Consider the following 15,464-nt stretch of genomic DNA (forward strand, 5'->3'; position numbering starts at 1 on the left):
GTGAACTCTGCGCAGTGCGGCGCCGCTCAGGCCTGTCCCTGCATCTGGCCGGCGGCGGCGACGGCGGCCGTGCGCGTCTCCACCCCCAGCTTCTCGTAGATGTGTTCCAGGTGCTTGTTCACCGTGCGCGGGCTCAGGCCGAGGATGTCGCCGATGTCCCGGTTGGTCTTGCCCTTGGCCAGCCAGGACAGCACCTCGGCCTCGCGCGGCGTCAGCGAGGCGTTCAGGCCGCGCGGCGCCGGCGCCCCCGCCGCACCCACCCGCAGCAGCAGCATGGTCTCCGAGAACGAGCCGGCGCCCATGTGGCGCGCCACCAGGCGCTCGCCCACCGCGAGGGGCCGGGCCGCTTCGCTGCCGGTGCCGATCGACGCCAGCCACTCGGAAGCCTCGGCCAGCCCGCGTGCGCCGAACGCGGCCTCCAGCCAGCGGGTGGCCTGCGGCGAGCGCCAGGCGATGCGGCCCTGCACGTCCAGCACGACGGCGCCCATGCCGGCCACGTCCACGGCCTCGCGCGCCAGGCGGGCGGCGCGGGCGTTGCGCACGTGGGTCGCCACTCGCGCCAGCACCTCGGGGATGCGCAGCGGCTTCACGACGTAGTCGACCCCGCCGCTGGCGAAGCCTTCGAGGATCTGCGCCGTCTCCGACAGGCCCGTCATGAACACGATCGGCACGTGCGCCCAGGGCGGGGTGGCCTTGATCTCCCGGCACAGCGCGAAGCCATCGGTGCCCGGCATCACCGCGTCCAGCAGCACGGCATCGGGCACGGTGATCTCCAGCCGCTCGCGTGCCTCGCCGGCGTCGCGCGCCACCATGACCGTGTAGCCCTCGGCGTCCAGCGCGTCGCACAGCATGCGCAGCGTGTCGACGGCGTCGTCGACCACCAGCACCGTGCGGCCCGCGCCGCCCCCAACGTCGTTCTCAGGAGCGGGCGACATCCTCGTCCTCCTTCAGGCGGCCGGTGAGCGCGGCGAAGTCGAAGCGGTCGGCGGCGGCCTGCAGCCAGAGCAGCGCCTGGGCGTGTTCCGGCAGGGCGGCCTGCGCCGCCCGCAAGCGCTGCCTCAGCGCGGAAGCGTTGGCCTGGCGCGCCAGCCGCAGCAGGTCCTCGCGCAGGTCCGCCGGCAGGGCGTCGACCCCGGCCGCGGGCGAGGCGTCCAGCGTCGGGTAGAGCGGCGCCAGCGGCGTGTTGGAGCGCACCCATTCCAGCTGCAGCGCGCGCTCCAGCGCATCGAGCAGCTCGGACTCCAGCACCGGCTTGGCGACGAAGCCCTGGCATTGCAGTGCCTCGATGCGGTCCGGCCGGTGGTCGAACAGGTTGCCGGAGACGAACACGATCGGCAGTTCCTCCGGTGTCTTCATGCCGCGCAGCAGCGCCGCCGTCTGCCAGCCGTCGAGGTCGTCCATGGTGATGTCCAGCAGCACCGCGTCGACCGGCTGGCGCTCCACCACTTCCGCGCATTCGCGCCCGCTGGCGGCTTCCAGCACCGTGAAGCCGAGCGGAACCAGCAGCGCCGCGAGCAGTTGCCGCTGCAGCGCCTGGTCGTCGACCACCAGCAGCGTGCGGTGCGGCGCCAGGTAGCCGATCGCCGGCTTCAGGTTCTGCGCGGGCGGCAGCGGACGGGCCGGGTCGCTGGTGATCTCCGGCAGGTAGAGGCGCACGCTGAAGGTGCTGCCGCAATCGGGCGTGCTGGCCAGCGTGAGTTCGCCGCCCATCAGCTCGGTCAGCAGGTGCGTGATGGTCAGCCCCAGCCCCGTGCCGGTGTCGCTGACGCGGCGGCCCGCGCTGCCGCGCTCGAAGGGCAGGAAGATGCGCTCCTGGTCCTGCGGCGCGATGCCGATGCCGGTGTCCACGACGTCCAGCTGGGCCACGTGCCGGCGGAAGTCCAGCCGCAGGCGCACTTCGCCGCGGGTGGTGAAGCGCACCGCGTTGGCCAGCAGGTTGATGAGGATCTGCCGCAGGCGCTTGGCGTCGGCGCGGATCCACGCCGGCATGCGCCCGTACACCTCCACCGCGAAGTGCAGGCCCTTCGCGTTGGCCTGCTGCCGCATCATCCGGGCTACGTCGTCGACCAGCTCGCGCAGCGGCACCGGCGCAACGTCGAGCCGCAAGCGCCCGGCCTCGATGCGGGCCAGCTCCAGCGACCCGTCGATCAGCGCGTGCATGTGCTGGCCGCTGTGCTGCATGGTCGCCAGCGTCTCGCGCAGCCACCCCTCCACCTGCGGGTGCTTCAGCAGGATCTGCGTGTAGCCCAGGATGCTGTTCAGCGGCGAGCGCAGTTCGTGCGTCATTCCGGCGACGTAGCGCGTCTTGGCGAGGCTGGCGGATTCGGCCTGGTCCTTGGCCGCCTGCAGCGCCGCGTCGGTGCGGCGGTGCGCATCGATCTCCTGCAGCAGCAGCTGCGTCTGCCGCTCCGATTCGTCCTGCGCCAGCCGCCGGCTGTCGGTGGACAGCACGACCCACCAGGCGCACACCGCCGCCAGCAGCGCCAGCAGGGCGAAGGCCTTCAGGAAGGGCATGCGCAGCAACTCGGCGGGCGTGCCCAGGCTTTCCTGCACGTAGACCACCCCGAGCAGGAAGGCCGTCAGCCCGCACAGCGTGCACAGCACCATCAGGTAGTGGCCCACGCGGAAGTTGACGTGCGCGGCCCAGCCGCGCGGCAGCAGCGCCGCCGCCACGGCACGGATCTGGTCGGTGGCGCGGGAGTTCGTCTTGCAGCGGTCGTGGCAGCGCGTCTCCAGCGAGCAGCACAGCGAACAGATCGCGCCACCGTACGCCGGGCAACGCGCCATGTCTTCCGACTCGAACTGGTTCTCGCAGACCACGCAGCGCACCAGCTCCCCCGGTGCCCATTCGGTGCTGGGCGAGCGCGCGAGGTAGAAGCGGCCGCGCGTGGCCCACGCCAGCAGGGGCGCCAGCGCCATCGACAGCGCCAGCGCGATGAAGGGCGAGAAGGCCGCCGCCTCCTCGCCGAGCAGGCCTGCATAGGCGACGCAGGCCACCGTCGCCGCCAGCACCATCGCCCCCAGGCCGACCGGGTTGAAGTCGTAGAGGTGCGCGCGGCGGAACTCGATGTGCGGCGGGCTCAGGCCCAGCGGCTTGTTGATCACCAGGTCCGCCACCAGCGCCCCGACCCAGGCGATGGCCACGTTGCTGTAGATGGCGAGCACCTTCTCCAGCGCGCCGAACACGCCCAGCGTCATCAGCAGCGTGGCGATGCCGACGTTGAACACCAGCCACACGACGCGGCCTGGATGGCTGCGCGTGACGCGGGCGAAGAAGTTGGACCAGGCGAGCGAGCCGGCGTAGGCATTCGTGAGGTTGATCTTGATCTGCGACACGACGACGAACACCACCGTCATCGCCACGGCGAGTCCGGGCAGCCCGACCGCCTGCGTGAAGCCGGCCAGGAACATTTGCGTCGGCTCCGCGGCGCGGGCGACGTCGACTTCGAACTGCAGCGCGGCGAAGGCGAGGAAGGCGCCCCCCGCCATCTTCAGCATGCCCATGCCGATCCATCCGGGGCCCGCGACGAGCACGGCCGCCCACCAGCGGAAGCGGTTCTCCGCCGTGCGTTCGGGCAGGAAGCGCAGGAAGTCGACCTGCTCGCCGATCTGCACCACCAGCGAGAAGATCACCGCCGCGGCGGCGCCGAACAACAGGGGATCGAAGCCGCTGCTGCCGCTGGCCAGGCCGGACAGGGTGGTGAAGTCGCGGTACAGCTGCGGCTGCGCCAGCGCGATCCAGACGAAGGGCAGCACCAGCAGGAACAGCCACAGCGGCTGCGTCCAGGCCTGCAGCCGCGAGATGAGCGTGATGCCGCGCATGGCCAGCGGCAGGATCACCAGCGACGACACCACGTAGCACCACTCCAGCGGCCAGTCGACCACCATCTGCAGCGCCAGCGCCATGATGGCCGCCTCCAGCGCGAAGAAGATGAAGGTGAAGACGGCGTAGATCAGGGACGTGATCGTCGAGCCCAGGTAGCCGAAACCGGCGCCGCGGGTGAGCAGGTCCATGTCCAGGCCGTAGCGCGCGGCGTAGTACGCGATCGGCAGCCCGGTCAGGAAGATCACGAGGCCGACCACGAGGATCGCCCACATCGCGTTGCTGAAGCCGTAGTTCAGCGCGATCGCCCCGCCGATCGCCTCCAGCGCCAGGAAGGACAGCGAGCCGAAGGCGGTGTTCGCCACGCGGAACTCGCTCCAGCGCCGGAAGCTCTTGGGCGTGTAGCGCAGCGCGTAGTCCTCCATGCTCTCGTCGGCGACCCACGAGTTGTAGTCGCGCCGGAAGCGGAAGATCGTCTGGGGGGCGGCCGCGAGCTCGCCGCGCGTCGCATGCGATGCCATGCGCCTGTCCATGCAAGAACCAGTCCCGCACTCTGCGCGGCGTGTGCGCAGGCGCCACTACGTTATTTAACGTATGGGCGGGTTTTCCCTCGCTCCCTAGTCTTGGCACCAGCCCGGCGCAAACCCTGTCCCACGCCGGCTCCCAAGTTCAACCCGAAGCGAGGACCCGCCCCATGAAGAAACCTGCCACGCACCAAGACCAGTCCGTGCCCAGCACCGATATCGCCCGTCGGCGCCTGCTCCAGGCGATGGGGGCGGCCTCGGTCGCCGGCCTGCCGGCCTGGGCCGGCGCCCAGCCCACCGCGCAGGTCAACACGACCAAGCTCGCGGTGACCGACACCGAAGTCACGGTCGGCCAGCTGCATTCGTCCACCGGCACGATGGCCATCTCGGAGACCGGCTCCATCCAGGCGGAGCAGCTGGCCATCGACCAGATCAACGCCATGGGCGGCATCCTGGGGCGCAAGATCAAGGTGATCAAGGAGGACGGCGCGTCTGACTGGCCGACCTTCGCCGAGAAGTCGAAGAAGCTGCTGATCAACGACCGCTGCGCCGCGGTGTTCGGCTGCTGGACCTCCGCCTCGCGCAAGGCGGTGCTGCCGGTGTTCGAGAAGGAGAACGGCCTGCTGTACTACCCGACCTTCTACGAAGGCCTGGAGCAGTCCAAGAACGTGATCTACACCGGCCAGGAAGCGACGCAGCAGATCCTCTACAGCCTGGACTGGGCGCAGAAGGAGAAGAAGGCCAAGACCTTCTTCCTGATCGGCTCCGACTACATCTGGCCGCGCACCTCGATGAAGATCGCGCGCAAGCACATCGAGAACTTCCAGAAGGGCAAGGTCGTCGGCGAGGAGTACTACCCGCTGGGCAGCACGAACTTCGGGTCCCTGATGAACAAGATCAAGGTGCAGAAGCCCGACTGCATCTTCACCGCGGTGGTGGGCGGCTCCAACGTGGCCTTCTACAAGGCGCTCAAGGCGGCCGGCATCACCGGCGACAAGCAGCTGCTGGTGACGCTGTCGGTCACCGAGGACGAGATGACCGGCGTGGGCGGCGAGAACTTCGCCGGCTTCTACTCCTCCATGAAGTACTTCCAGTCGCTGGAGAACGAGAACAACAAGAAGTTCGTGACGGCTTTCAAGGCCAAGTACGGCAAGGACGCCGTCATCGGCGACGTCACCCAGGCCGGCTACCTCGGCCCGTGGCTGTGGAAGGCGGCGGTGGAGAAGGCCAAGAGCTTCGACGTCGACAAGGTGGTCGCGGCCTCGCGCACCGGCATCGAGCTGACCACGGCGCCGGAAGGCTACGTGAAGCTGGACCCGAACCACCACCTGTGGAGCAAGTCGCGCATCGCGATGGGCATGCCGGACGCCACCTTCAAGGTCGTCTCCGAGTCGCCCAACCTGATCAAGCCCGATCCGTTCCCCAAGGGCTACCAGTAACCCTGCCTTCCTCCCTCCCCCTCCGGGGGAGGGCCGGGGTGGGGGCTCTCCCCCGCCTTCCTTCTTCACTCCCCGGAGCACCCGCATGACGCTTTCGGAAATGATGAACATCGGCCTGATGCAGGGCTTCGCGGGCCTGAGCCTGTTCTCGGTGCTGCTGCTCATGGGCCTGGGCCTGGCCATCATCTTCGGCCAGATGGGCGTGATCAACATGGCGCATGGCGAGTTCATGACCATCGGCGCCTACACGATCTACCTCGGCTCCACGCTCGCTTCCTCCCTCTCGCCCGGCTGGGTGGCCTACTACTTCCCGCTGGCGATCGTCGCGGCCTTCCTCTTCGCCTTCATCGCCGGCTGGCTGGTGGAGTGGGCGCTGATCCGCCACCTGTACAAGCGCCCGCTCGACACGCTGCTGGCCACCTGGGGCATCAGCCTGGCCATCCAGCAGATGTTCCGCACCTTCATCGGCCCGAAGGAAGTCAGTCCCACGCTGCCCGACTGGCTGCTCGGGTCCTGGGCACCGTCGCCCGGCCTGGACATCCCGATCAACGGCTTGTTCGTGCTGGCGCTCACCACCGTCGTCACCGCCGGCGTGCTGGTCGCCCTGCACAAGAGCCGCTGGGGCCTGCGGGTGCGCGCCACCGTGAGCAACCGCGTGATGGCCAACGCGACCGGCATCGACACGAAGAAGACCGACCGCCTCACCTTCGCCATCGGCTGCGGCATCGCAGGGGTCGCCGGCGCGGCGTTCACCACCATCGGCTCCACCGGCCCGACGTCAGGCTCGCTCTACATCGTCGACGCCTTCCTGGTCGTCACCTTCGGCGGCGCGGCCAGCCTCCTGGGCACCGTGGTCTCCGCCTTCGGCATCGCCCAGACGCAGTCGATCACCGAGTTCTTCCTGGCCGGCTCGATGGCCAAGGTGATCACCCTGTCGCTGATCGTCCTGATCCTGATGGTGCGGCCGCAGGGCCTGTTCGCGATGAAGGTCCGGCGCTGAGCCGGCGCAGAAGGAGTCCCGATGAACGCAATCAAGACCTTCATCCACCGCTACCAGCTGGCCAGCCTGCTGCTGCTGGTGCTGCTGCTGGCGGTGGTGCTGCCGCTCACGCTCGACATCTTCCGGCTGAACCTGGTGGGCAAGTACCTCACCTACGCCTTCGTCGCCATCGGGCTGGTGATGGTGTGGGGCTACGGCGGCGTGCTGAGCCTCGGCCAGGGCGTGTTCTTCGGGCTGGGCGGCTATGCGATGGCGATGTTCCTGAAGCTGGAAGCATCCGACCCCGTCAGCACCAAGATCCAGAGCACGCCGGGCATCCCCGACTTCATGGACTGGAACCAGATCACCGCGCTGCCGGCCTTCTGGGTGCCGTTCAAGAGCTTCGGCTTCACGCTGTTCGCCGTCATCGCGGTGCCGACGCTGCTCGCCTGGATCATCAGCTTCGCGATGTTCAAGCGCCGCGTGGGCGGCGTGTACTTCGCCATCATCACGCAGGCGGTGGCGCTGATCCTCACGGTGCTGATCATCGGCCAGCAGGGCTACACCGGCGGCGTCAACGGCATGACCGACCTGAAGACGCTGATGGGGTGGGACACCCGCACGGACAGCGCCAAGGTGATCCTGTACTACGTGTGCGTCGCGTTGCTGGTGGCCACCATCCTCCTGTGCCGCTGGATCCAGACCAGCAAGTTCGGCACCCTGCTGCTGGCGATGCGCGACAAGGAGGACCGCGTGCGCTTCTCCGGCTACGACGTCGCCAACTTCAAGGTCTTCACCTTCTGCCTGGCGGCGGCGCTGTCCGGCATCGGCGGCGCGCTGTTCTCGCTGCAGGTCGGTTTCATGTCGCCCAGCTTCGTCGGCATCGTGCCTTCGATCGAGATGGTGATCTTCGCCGCGGTGGGCGGCCGCATGAGCCTGGTCGGCGCGGTCTACGGCGCGCTGCTGGTGAACGCGGGCAAGACCTTCTTCTCGGAGAGTTTCCCCGAGGCCTGGCTGTTCCTGATGGCGGCCCTCTTCATCGGCGTGACCATGGCCTTCCCGATGGGCCTGGCCGGCCTGTGGGAGAGCCACATCCGCCCCTGGTGGAACGGCCGGCGCGAGGCGCTGCGCGCGGCGCGGCCCAAGACCCCGCCGCCCGCCTTCGTCGCGCGCGCGCCGCAAGCGCCGGCGGCGCAGCCCGAAACGCCGGCGGCGCCCGACGGCATCCGCGGCCAGCACGCCTGAAGGAGCGGCCATGAGCAACACCGATTTCGCGCTGGCGGTCGAGGACCTGACCGTTTCCTTCGACGGCTTCAAGGCGATCGACAACCTGACGCTCTACATCGACCGCAACGAGCTGCGCGTGATCATCGGCCCGAACGGCGCCGGCAAGACCACGCTGCTGGACCTGATCTGCGGCAAGACGCGCGCCAGCGCCGGCAGCATCAAGTTCCGCAACACGGAGCTGACGCGGATGGCGGAGCACAAGCGCGTGCGCCTGGGCATCGGCAGGAAGTTCCAGACGCCTTCGATCTACGAGAACCTGAGCGTCTTCCAGAACCTGGAGGTCTCCTTCCCGCGCGGGCGCAACGTCTTCGGCGCGCTCGCCTTCCGGTGCGACGCCGAGGTGCGCGAACGCGTGCAGGCGGTGGCCGCGGACATCGGCCTGGCCGACAAGCTGGAACTCGAGGCCGGGCTCCTGAGCCACGGGCAGAAGCAGTGGCTGGAGATCGGGATGCTGCTGATGCAGGAGCCGGAGCTGCTGATGCTGGACGAGCCGATCGCCGGCATGAGCGCGCGCGAACGCGAGCTCACCGCCGAACTCCTGCAGCGCATCTGCCGCAACCGCGCCGTGATCGTGATCGAGCACGACATGGAATTCGTCAAGCAGATCGCCCACAAGGTGACGGTCATGCACCAGGGAAAGATCCTGGCCGAAGGGCCGATGGAGAAGGTGCAGGCCGACCCGAAGGTGATCGATGTCTACCTCGGCCACTGAAAGGACCCCTCCCATGCTGCAGGTCAAGGACCTCCACGTCGCCTACGGCCAGAGCGAGGCGCTGCACGGCATCTCCTTCGAGGGCCGCGAGAACGAAACCGTCGCCATCATGGGCCGCAACGGCATGGGCAAGACCACGCTGTTCAAGAGCCTGATGGGCGTGCTGCCGGTCAAGAGCGGGACCATCACCGTCGGCGGACAGGATGTGTCGAAGGAAGAGAGCTTCCGCCGCGTCGCCAAGGGCATCGCCTACGTGCCGCAGGGCCGCATGATCTTCCCGACGCTGAGCGTCGAGGAGAACATCCAGACCGGCATGGAGCACGCGCCCAGCCGCCGTGTGCCCGACGAGATCTACGCGCTGTTCCCCGTGTTGTGGGACATGCGCCGGCGCAAGGGGGGCAACCTCTCGGGCGGCCAGCAGCAGCAGCTGGCGATCGCCCGCGCGCTGGTGACCGACCCCAAGGTGCTGCTGCTCGACGAGCCGACCGAGGGCATCCAGCCTTCGATCATCAAGGACATCGCCAAGGCGCTGAACGAGATCCGCAAGCTGCGCCGCATCACCATCGTCGTGTCCGAGCAGGTGCTGTCCTTCGCGATGGACGTCGCCGACCGCCTGTTCGTCATCGAGGGCGGCCGCCTGGTCCACGAGACCACGCGCGCCGGCACCGACACGCAACGCATCAAGTCCTACCTCTCCGTCTGACCACAACCCAGGAGCACGCATGCCCGAAACCCTCATCAAGGTCGACCTCCAGCAGTCGCCGCTCGAGAACGAGAACATCCACAACCGGTGGCACCCGGACATCCCGATGGCCTGCTGGGTCAACCCGGGCGACGACTTCGTGCTCGAGACCTACGACTGGACGGGCGGCTTCATCAAGAACAACGACAGCGCGGACGACGTGCGCGACATCGACCTCACCACGGTGCACTACCTGTCCGGGCCGGTCGGGGTGAAGGGGGCCAAGCCGGGTGACCTGCTGGTGGTGGAACTGCTGGACATCGGCGCGAAGCAGGACAGCCTCTGGGGCTTCAACGGCTTCTTCAGCAAGAAGAACGGCGGCGGCTTCCTGACCGAGCACTTCCCGCTGGCGCAGAAGTCGATCTGGGACATCGAAGGCATGTTCACCCGTTCGCGCCACGTGCCGGGCGTGCGGTACGCCGGCCTGATCCACCCGGGCCTGATCGGCTGCCTGCCCGACCCGAAGATGCTGCAGACGTGGAACGCGCGCGAGCAGGAACTCATCGCGACCAACCCCACCGGCGGACTGGCGAACCCGCCCTTTGCCGGCACGGCCCACATGGGCAGGCTGACCGGGGATGCCAAGGCCAAGGCCGCGGCCGAAGGCGCGCGCACCGTGCCCGGCCGCGAGCACGGCGGCAACTGCGACATCAAGGACCTGTCGCGCGGTGCCAAGGTGTTCTTCCCGGTGTACGTCGACGGCGCCGGCCTGAGCGTGGGCGACCTGCACTTCAGCCAGGGCGACGGCGAGATCACGTTCTGCGGCGCCATCGAGATGGCGGGCTGGGTCCACATGCGCGTGACCGTCATCAAGGGCGGCATGGCGATGTACGGCATCAAGAACCCGATCTTCAAGCCGAGCCCGGTCGTGCCGACCTACAACGACTACCTGATCTTCGAGGGCGTCTCCGTCGACGAGGGCGGCAAGCAGCACTACCTGGACATCAACGTCGCCTACCGCCAGGCGTGCCTGAACGCCATCGAGTACCTCAAGAAGTTCGGCTATTCGGGCGCGCAGGCCTACTCGATCCTCGGCACGGCACCGGTCCAGGGCCACATCAGCGGGGTGGTGGACGTGCCGAACGCCTGCGCCACGCTGTGGGTGCCGACGCAGATCTTCGACTTCGACATCAACCCCAGCGCCGCGGGGCCGGTGAAGCACCTCGACGGCTCGGTGGCCATGCCGCTCTCGCAGGACAAGTAGCCCATGCCGACCTACGACTACGGCTGCGCGGGCTGCGGCGGCTTCGAGGCGATCCGCAGCATCTCCCGGCGCGACGAGCCCGCGGATTGCCCCGGGTGCGGCGCGGCGTCGCCGCGCGTGATGAGCGCGCCACCGCAACTGGCCTGCATGGACGCGGGCACGCGCAGCGCCCACGCCACCAACGAACGGGCCCAGCACGCGCCGCGCACGTCGCGCGACGGCAGCTACGGCCGCCTGCGCCATCCCTCGGGCTGCGGCTGCTGCAGCGGCGCCAGGCGCACCAGCACGGTCCGCGCACCCGACGGCAGCAAGGCCTTCCCGAGCAAGCGCCCCTGGATGATCAGCCACTGACGGCAAGGAGGAAGCAGCCATGATCCACGGAGACATCTCCAGCAGCAAGGACACCGTGGGCGTCGCGGTCGTCAACTACAAGATGCCGCGCCTGCACACCAAGGCGGAGGTCCTCGAGAACGCGCGCAGGATCGCCGACATGCTGGTCGGCATGAAGGCCGGCCTGCCGGGCATGGACCTGGTGATCTTCCCGGAGTACAGCACGCACGGGATCATGTACGACGCCAGGGAGATGTACGACACGGCCGCGGCCGTGCCGGGCGAGGAGACCGAGATCTTCGCCGCGGCCTGCCGCAAGGCCAAGGTGTGGGGCGTGTTCTCGCTGACCGGCGAACGCCACGAGGAGCACCCGTACAAGGCGCCGTACAACACGCTGATCCTGATGAACGACCAGGGCGAGATCGTCCAGAAGTACCGCAAGATCATGCCGTGGGTGCCGGTGGAAGGCTGGTACCCGGGCAACTGCACGTACGTGAGCGAAGGCCCCAAGGGCCTGAAGATCAGCCTGATCATCTGCGACGACGGCAACTACCCGGAGATCTGGCGCGACTGCGCCATGAACGGCGCCGAGCTGATCGTCCGCTGCCAGGGCTACATGTACCCCGCGAAAGAGCAGCAGATCCTGATCAGCAAGGCGATGGCCTTCGCCAACAACACCTACGTCGCGGTGGCGAATGCGTCGGGTTTCGACGGCGTCTACGGCTACTTCGGCCACTCCGCGATCATCGGCTTCGACGGACGCACGCTCGGCGAATGCGGCGAGGAGGAGTACGGCGTGCAGTACGCCGCGCTCTCCACCAGCCTGATCCGCGACTTCCGCAAGAACGGCCAGTCGGAGAACCACCTGTTCAAGCTGCTGCACCGCGGCTACACCGGCCTGATCAACTCGCGCGAGGGCGACAAGGGCGTGGCGGCCTGCCCCTACGGTTTCTATTCGCGCTGGATCAACGACCCCGAAGGCACGCGCAAGGCGGTCGAGGCCATCACGCGCCCGATGGTGGGCACCGAGGAGTGCCCGATCGAGGGCATCCCGAACCCGGCGGATGCCCTCCACCGTTGAAGGGGATCCGCTCGCCGGCTGGCGGCTCGCGCAGGCACCGTTCTACCGTCCCGTGGCGGGGGAGGTGCGGGCCTTCGAGGCCGCGGCGGCGGCGCGGCTGCCGGTCCTGCTGACGGGCCCGACGGGCTGCGGCAAGACGCGCTTCGTCGAACACATGGCGTGGCGGCTCGGGCGGCCGCTGGTCACGCTGGCCTGCCACGAGGACCTCACGGCCGGCGACCTTGCCGGCCGCTGGCTGCTGGATGCCGACGGCACGCGCTGGCAGGACGGCCCGTTGGCGCTGGCCGCTCGGCACGGCGCCATCTGCTACCTCGACGAGCTGGTGGAAGCGCGCAGCGATGCGCTGGTCGTGATCCATCCGCTGGCCGACAGCCGTCGCGTGCTGCCGCTGGAGCGGCGCGGCGAACTGCTGCAGGCGCACCCGGACTTCCTGCTGGTGGCGAGCTACAACCCCGGGTACCGCGGCCTGCACAAGGCGCTGAAGCCGTCGACGCGGCAGCGTTTCACGACACTCGCGTTCGGCTACCCCGATCCCGATACCGAGACGGCGATCGTCGCGGGCGAGAGTGGCGTCGACCCGCTGCTGGCCGGCCGCCTCGTCGCGCTCGGCCTGCGCACGCGCCGGCTGCAGGCCGACGGGCTGGAGGAGGGCGCGTCGACGCGCCTGCTGGTGCACGCCGCCCGCCTCGTGCAGGCCGGGCTGCCGGCACGCGCGGCGTGCCTCCAGGCGGTGGCCGCCCCGCTGGCCGACGACCCGGACCTGCAGGCCGTGCTGGCGGACCTGGTCCATGCCGCTTTCGAGTGAGCCGGGCGCGGCGTGGCTGCACGCGCTGTGGGGGCAGCGGGCGGCACTGGTGCCGCTGGAGAATGGGCCCCGCGCGATCCTTTCGGGACGCGATGGCGCGGACCGTGTCCTGCACCTGCCGCCGGCGATGACCGGGCGCGCCACGGTGCATGCGGCCGCCGCACATGCCGCCGCGCACTGGCGCTTCGGCGGGGGGCCGCAGGCGCGCGCCACGCTCAAGCCCGTGCAGCAAGCCTTGTTCGGCGTGCTGGAGGACGCGCGCATCGAAGCCCACGCCATGGCGGATCTGCCCGGCTTGCGTGCGTTGTGGCTGCCCTTTCACGCCGGACCGGACGCGCCCGCCGGCAATGGCTTCGACGCCCTGCTGGCGCGGCTGGCGCGCAGCCTGCTGGATCCCTCGCATGCCGATCCGCATCCCTGGGTCGTTCGCGCGCAGACGGCGTTCGGCAGGGCGGCGAGCGATTCCGCGGCGATACGGGAACTCGCTTCCCGCCTGGGCAACGAGATCGGCCAGATGCGCTTGCCGTTCAACCCCCGCACTTACGTCACGCACGCCGCGTACCGCGACGATGGCTCCTGGCTGTGGGAGCCCGATGCGGAGCTGCCCGCATCCGACACCCCGCTCGCGGCCGCCGGCGAGCCCCAGGGCGGCGCCGGCACCGAAGCGGTGGATGCGCCGCCGGAAGCCCCGCCCACGAACTACGCGGAATGGGACGCTCGCATCGGGCGCTACCGCGCGGACTGGTGCAGCGTCTACCTGGCTGCGCGGCCAGCGGCCGCCGTCACCCGTCGCTTGCCGACCGCGGCTCCAGCGCAGGTCGCGCGGGTCCTGCACAGCCTCCCGGCGGACGCACCGCGGCATGGCGGCCGCGCCGCCTGGGGCGACGAGTTCCACGCGATGGCGCTGGTCGATGCGCAGGTGCAAAGGCGCGCGCGGCAGGTGCCGGAGACGCGGGTGTACCGGCGCCGCGAAGCGCTGCCCGCGCGCTGGGCCGTGCAGGTGCTGCTGGACACTTCGGCCTCCACCGCCCAACGCACCGCCAGCGGCGGCGCCTGGCTGGACCACGCCGCGGCCCTGGCGCTGGCATGCGCCGACCAGCTGGAGGCGACCGGCCACGACTGTGCGCTGCTCGCCTTCCGTTCGCGCACGCGGCAGCGGGTCGAGCTGCAGCCCCTGAAGCATTGGGACGAGCCGGCGCGCCGCGGCGACATCGCACGTCGCGTGGCCGCGCTGCGCGGCGAAGGCTCCACCCGCACCGGCGGCGCCTTGCGCCACGCGGCGGCGCTGGCGCTGGACCGGGCGCGGAGCGCCGGCCGCCGCCCGGCCATCCTCCTTTTCAGCGACGGCGAGCCGCACGACCTGGACGTGCCGGATCCGGCTTACCTGCGGGCCGACCTGCGCCGGGCCATCGCCGAGGCGGAGGCGGCCGGCATCGCCGTACGGTGCGTAGGGGCAGCGCCCTTCCTACAATGGGGCGCATGAAACCTCCGGCCTACACCCGTGGCCAGGCCCTGCCGGGCCTACTGGCGCAGCGCATCCTGGTCCTCGACGGCGCGATGGGCACGATGATCCAGCGCTTCAGGCTGACGGAGGCCGACTACCGCGGCGAGCGCTTCCGCGACCACCCCAAGGACCTGAAGAACAACAGCGACCTGCTGGTGCTGACGCGGCCGGACGTGGTGCGCGACATCCACGAGGGCTACCTCGCCGCGGGCGCCGACATCATCGAGACCAACACCTTCGGCGCCAACGCGCCGGCGCAGGACGACTATGGCCTGGGCCACCTGGCCAGGGAGATGAACCTGGCGGCGGCGAAGCTCGCGCGCGAGGCGGCCGACAAGTTCTCCACGCCGGACAAGCCGCGCTTCGTCGCCGGCGCGCTCGGCCCGACGCCGCGTACCGCCAGCATCAGCCCCGACGTCAACGACCCGGGTGCGCGCAATGTGGACTTCGAAACGCTGCGCGCCGCGTACCACGAGCAGGTCGAGGGCCTGCTCGAAGGCGGCGTCGACCTGATCCTGGTCGAAACCATCTTCGACACGCTCAATGCGAAGGCGGCGCTGTTCGCCATCGACGAGGTGTTCGTGGAACGAGGCGAGCGCCTGCCCGTCATCATCAGCGGCACCGTGACGGACGCTTCCGGCCGCATCCTCAGCGGCCAGACCGTCACCGCCTTCTGGTACAGCGTGCGCCACGCGCAGCCGCTGGCCGTAGGCCTGAACTGTGCGCTGGGCGCGGCGCTGATGCGTCCGTACATCCAGGAGCTGGCGCGCGTCGCGCCGGACACCTTCATCAGCTGCTACCCGAACGCCGGCCTGCCCAACCCGATGGCCGAAACGGGCTTCGACGAGAAGCCGGAGGACACCTCGCGGCTGCTGCGCGAGTTCGCCGCCGACGGCCTGGTGAACATCGTGGGCGGCTGCTGCGGCACCACGCCCGAACACATCGCGGCGATCGGGCAGGCGGTGCACCCGCTGGCGGCGCGCAGTGTGCAGCGCGAGTTCTTCTACAAGGACGCCGCGTAAGCCGGGCACGAC

The 15,464-nt window shown here is 69.6% G+C and carries 13 protein-coding genes; 11 read left to right on the top strand and 2 right to left on the bottom strand.

The features are described from left to right. Window positions 1–26: 26 nt before the first annotated feature. A complete protein-coding gene (locus IM787_RS08675; protein ID WP_193676220.1) occupies window positions 27–935 on the bottom strand; it encodes a response regulator transcription factor in 909 nt (302 codons plus the stop codon). Further along, the gene (locus tag IM787_RS08680) at window positions 919–4,344 is read right to left on the bottom strand and encodes a hybrid sensor histidine kinase/response regulator (RefSeq protein WP_193676221.1); all 3,426 of its coding nucleotides are present in this window, start codon (window positions 4,342–4,344) and stop codon (window positions 919–921) included. Before IM787_RS08680 ends, IM787_RS08675 begins: the two co-directional genes overlap by 17 nt. A gap of 173 nt (window positions 4,345–4,517) precedes the next feature. Between IM787_RS08680 and urtA the strand changes: the two genes are divergently transcribed. From urtA to IM787_RS08735, 11 genes are all read left to right on the top strand, one after another. After that, entirely contained in the window at window positions 4,518–5,786 is a 1,269-nt protein-coding gene (gene urtA, locus IM787_RS08685) for an urea ABC transporter substrate-binding protein (protein WP_193676222.1), read from the top strand. A gap of 85 nt (window positions 5,787–5,871) precedes the next feature. Beyond that, on the top strand, window positions 5,872–6,786 hold the full coding sequence (urtB, locus tag IM787_RS08690; protein WP_193676223.1) for an urea ABC transporter permease subunit UrtB: 915 nt from the start codon (window positions 5,872–5,874) through the stop codon (window positions 6,784–6,786). 21 nt (window positions 6,787–6,807) lie between these two features. Then, a complete protein-coding gene (gene urtC, locus IM787_RS08695) occupies window positions 6,808–8,010 on the top strand; it encodes an urea ABC transporter permease subunit UrtC (protein WP_193676224.1) in 1,203 nt (400 codons plus the stop codon). A 10-nt stretch (window positions 8,011–8,020) separates the two neighbouring features. Then, complete coding sequence (urtD, locus tag IM787_RS08700; protein ID WP_193676225.1) at window positions 8,021–8,764, top strand: urea ABC transporter ATP-binding protein UrtD; 744 nt, start codon at window positions 8,021–8,023, stop codon at window positions 8,762–8,764. Between the two features lie 13 nt (window positions 8,765–8,777). Next, window positions 8,778–9,467, top strand: coding sequence for an urea ABC transporter ATP-binding subunit UrtE (urtE, locus tag IM787_RS08705; RefSeq protein WP_193676226.1), 690 nt, complete (start codon window positions 8,778–8,780; stop codon window positions 9,465–9,467). A 19-nt stretch (window positions 9,468–9,486) separates the two neighbouring features. Further along, the gene (gene fmdA, locus IM787_RS08710; protein ID WP_193676227.1) at window positions 9,487–10,710 is read left to right on the top strand and encodes a formamidase; all 1,224 of its coding nucleotides are present in this window, start codon (window positions 9,487–9,489) and stop codon (window positions 10,708–10,710) included. 3 nt (window positions 10,711–10,713) lie between these two features. Next, window positions 10,714–11,061 carry a zinc ribbon domain-containing protein gene (locus IM787_RS08715; protein WP_193676228.1) on the top strand — a complete coding sequence of 116 codons (348 nt, stop codon included), beginning with the start codon at window positions 10,714–10,716 and terminating at the stop codon, window positions 11,059–11,061. Between the two features lie 19 nt (window positions 11,062–11,080). Beyond that, window positions 11,081–12,121 (top strand): aliphatic amidase, encoded by a 1,041-nt coding sequence (locus IM787_RS08720; protein ID WP_193676229.1) that lies wholly within the window; start codon window positions 11,081–11,083, stop codon window positions 12,119–12,121. Then, window positions 12,105–12,926 carry a CbbQ/NirQ/NorQ/GpvN family protein gene (locus IM787_RS08725; protein WP_193676230.1) on the top strand — a complete coding sequence of 274 codons (822 nt, stop codon included), beginning with the start codon at window positions 12,105–12,107 and terminating at the stop codon, window positions 12,924–12,926. Before IM787_RS08720 ends, IM787_RS08725 begins: the two co-directional genes overlap by 17 nt. After that, window positions 12,910–14,409: a VWA domain-containing protein gene (locus IM787_RS08730; protein WP_193676231.1), complete on the top strand. Its 1,500-nt coding sequence runs from the start codon at window positions 12,910–12,912 to the stop codon at window positions 14,407–14,409. The genes IM787_RS08725 and IM787_RS08730 overlap by 17 nt, the downstream gene beginning before the upstream one ends. Next, the gene (locus IM787_RS08735) at window positions 14,406–15,452 is read left to right on the top strand and encodes a homocysteine S-methyltransferase family protein (protein WP_193676232.1); all 1,047 of its coding nucleotides are present in this window, start codon (window positions 14,406–14,408) and stop codon (window positions 15,450–15,452) included. Before IM787_RS08730 ends, IM787_RS08735 begins: the two co-directional genes overlap by 4 nt. The last annotated feature ends 12 nt before the right edge of the window (window positions 15,453–15,464 follow it).

It is taken from the genome of Ramlibacter pallidus (assembly GCF_015070875.1).
Lineage (GTDB): Bacteria > Pseudomonadota > Gammaproteobacteria > Burkholderiales > Burkholderiaceae_C > Ramlibacter > Ramlibacter pallidus.

Excerpts from the sequence above, each read along its gene's own strand:
- IM787_RS08675 (WP_193676220.1), bottom strand. The coding sequence starts at position 935 with ATGTCGCCCGCTCCTGAGAACGACGTTGGGGGCGGCGCGGGCCGCACG.
- IM787_RS08680 (WP_193676221.1), bottom strand. The coding sequence starts at position 4,344 with ATGGCATCGCATGCGACGCGCGGCGAGCTCGCGGCCGCCCCCCAGACG.
- urtA (WP_193676222.1), top strand. The coding sequence starts at position 4,518 with ATGAAGAAACCTGCCACGCACCAAGACCAGTCCGTGCCCAGCACCGAT.
- urtB (WP_193676223.1), top strand. The coding sequence starts at position 5,872 with ATGACGCTTTCGGAAATGATGAACATCGGCCTGATGCAGGGCTTCGCG.
- urtC (WP_193676224.1), top strand. The coding sequence starts at position 6,808 with ATGAACGCAATCAAGACCTTCATCCACCGCTACCAGCTGGCCAGCCTG.
- urtD (WP_193676225.1), top strand. The coding sequence starts at position 8,021 with ATGAGCAACACCGATTTCGCGCTGGCGGTCGAGGACCTGACCGTTTCC.
- urtE (WP_193676226.1), top strand. The coding sequence starts at position 8,778 with ATGCTGCAGGTCAAGGACCTCCACGTCGCCTACGGCCAGAGCGAGGCG.
- fmdA (WP_193676227.1), top strand. The coding sequence starts at position 9,487 with ATGCCCGAAACCCTCATCAAGGTCGACCTCCAGCAGTCGCCGCTCGAG.
- IM787_RS08715 (WP_193676228.1), top strand. The coding sequence starts at position 10,714 with ATGCCGACCTACGACTACGGCTGCGCGGGCTGCGGCGGCTTCGAGGCG.
- IM787_RS08720 (WP_193676229.1), top strand. The coding sequence starts at position 11,081 with ATGATCCACGGAGACATCTCCAGCAGCAAGGACACCGTGGGCGTCGCG.
- IM787_RS08725 (WP_193676230.1), top strand. The coding sequence starts at position 12,105 with ATGCCCTCCACCGTTGAAGGGGATCCGCTCGCCGGCTGGCGGCTCGCG.
- IM787_RS08730 (WP_193676231.1), top strand. The coding sequence starts at position 12,910 with ATGCCGCTTTCGAGTGAGCCGGGCGCGGCGTGGCTGCACGCGCTGTGG.
- IM787_RS08735 (WP_193676232.1), top strand. The coding sequence starts at position 14,406 with ATGAAACCTCCGGCCTACACCCGTGGCCAGGCCCTGCCGGGCCTACTG.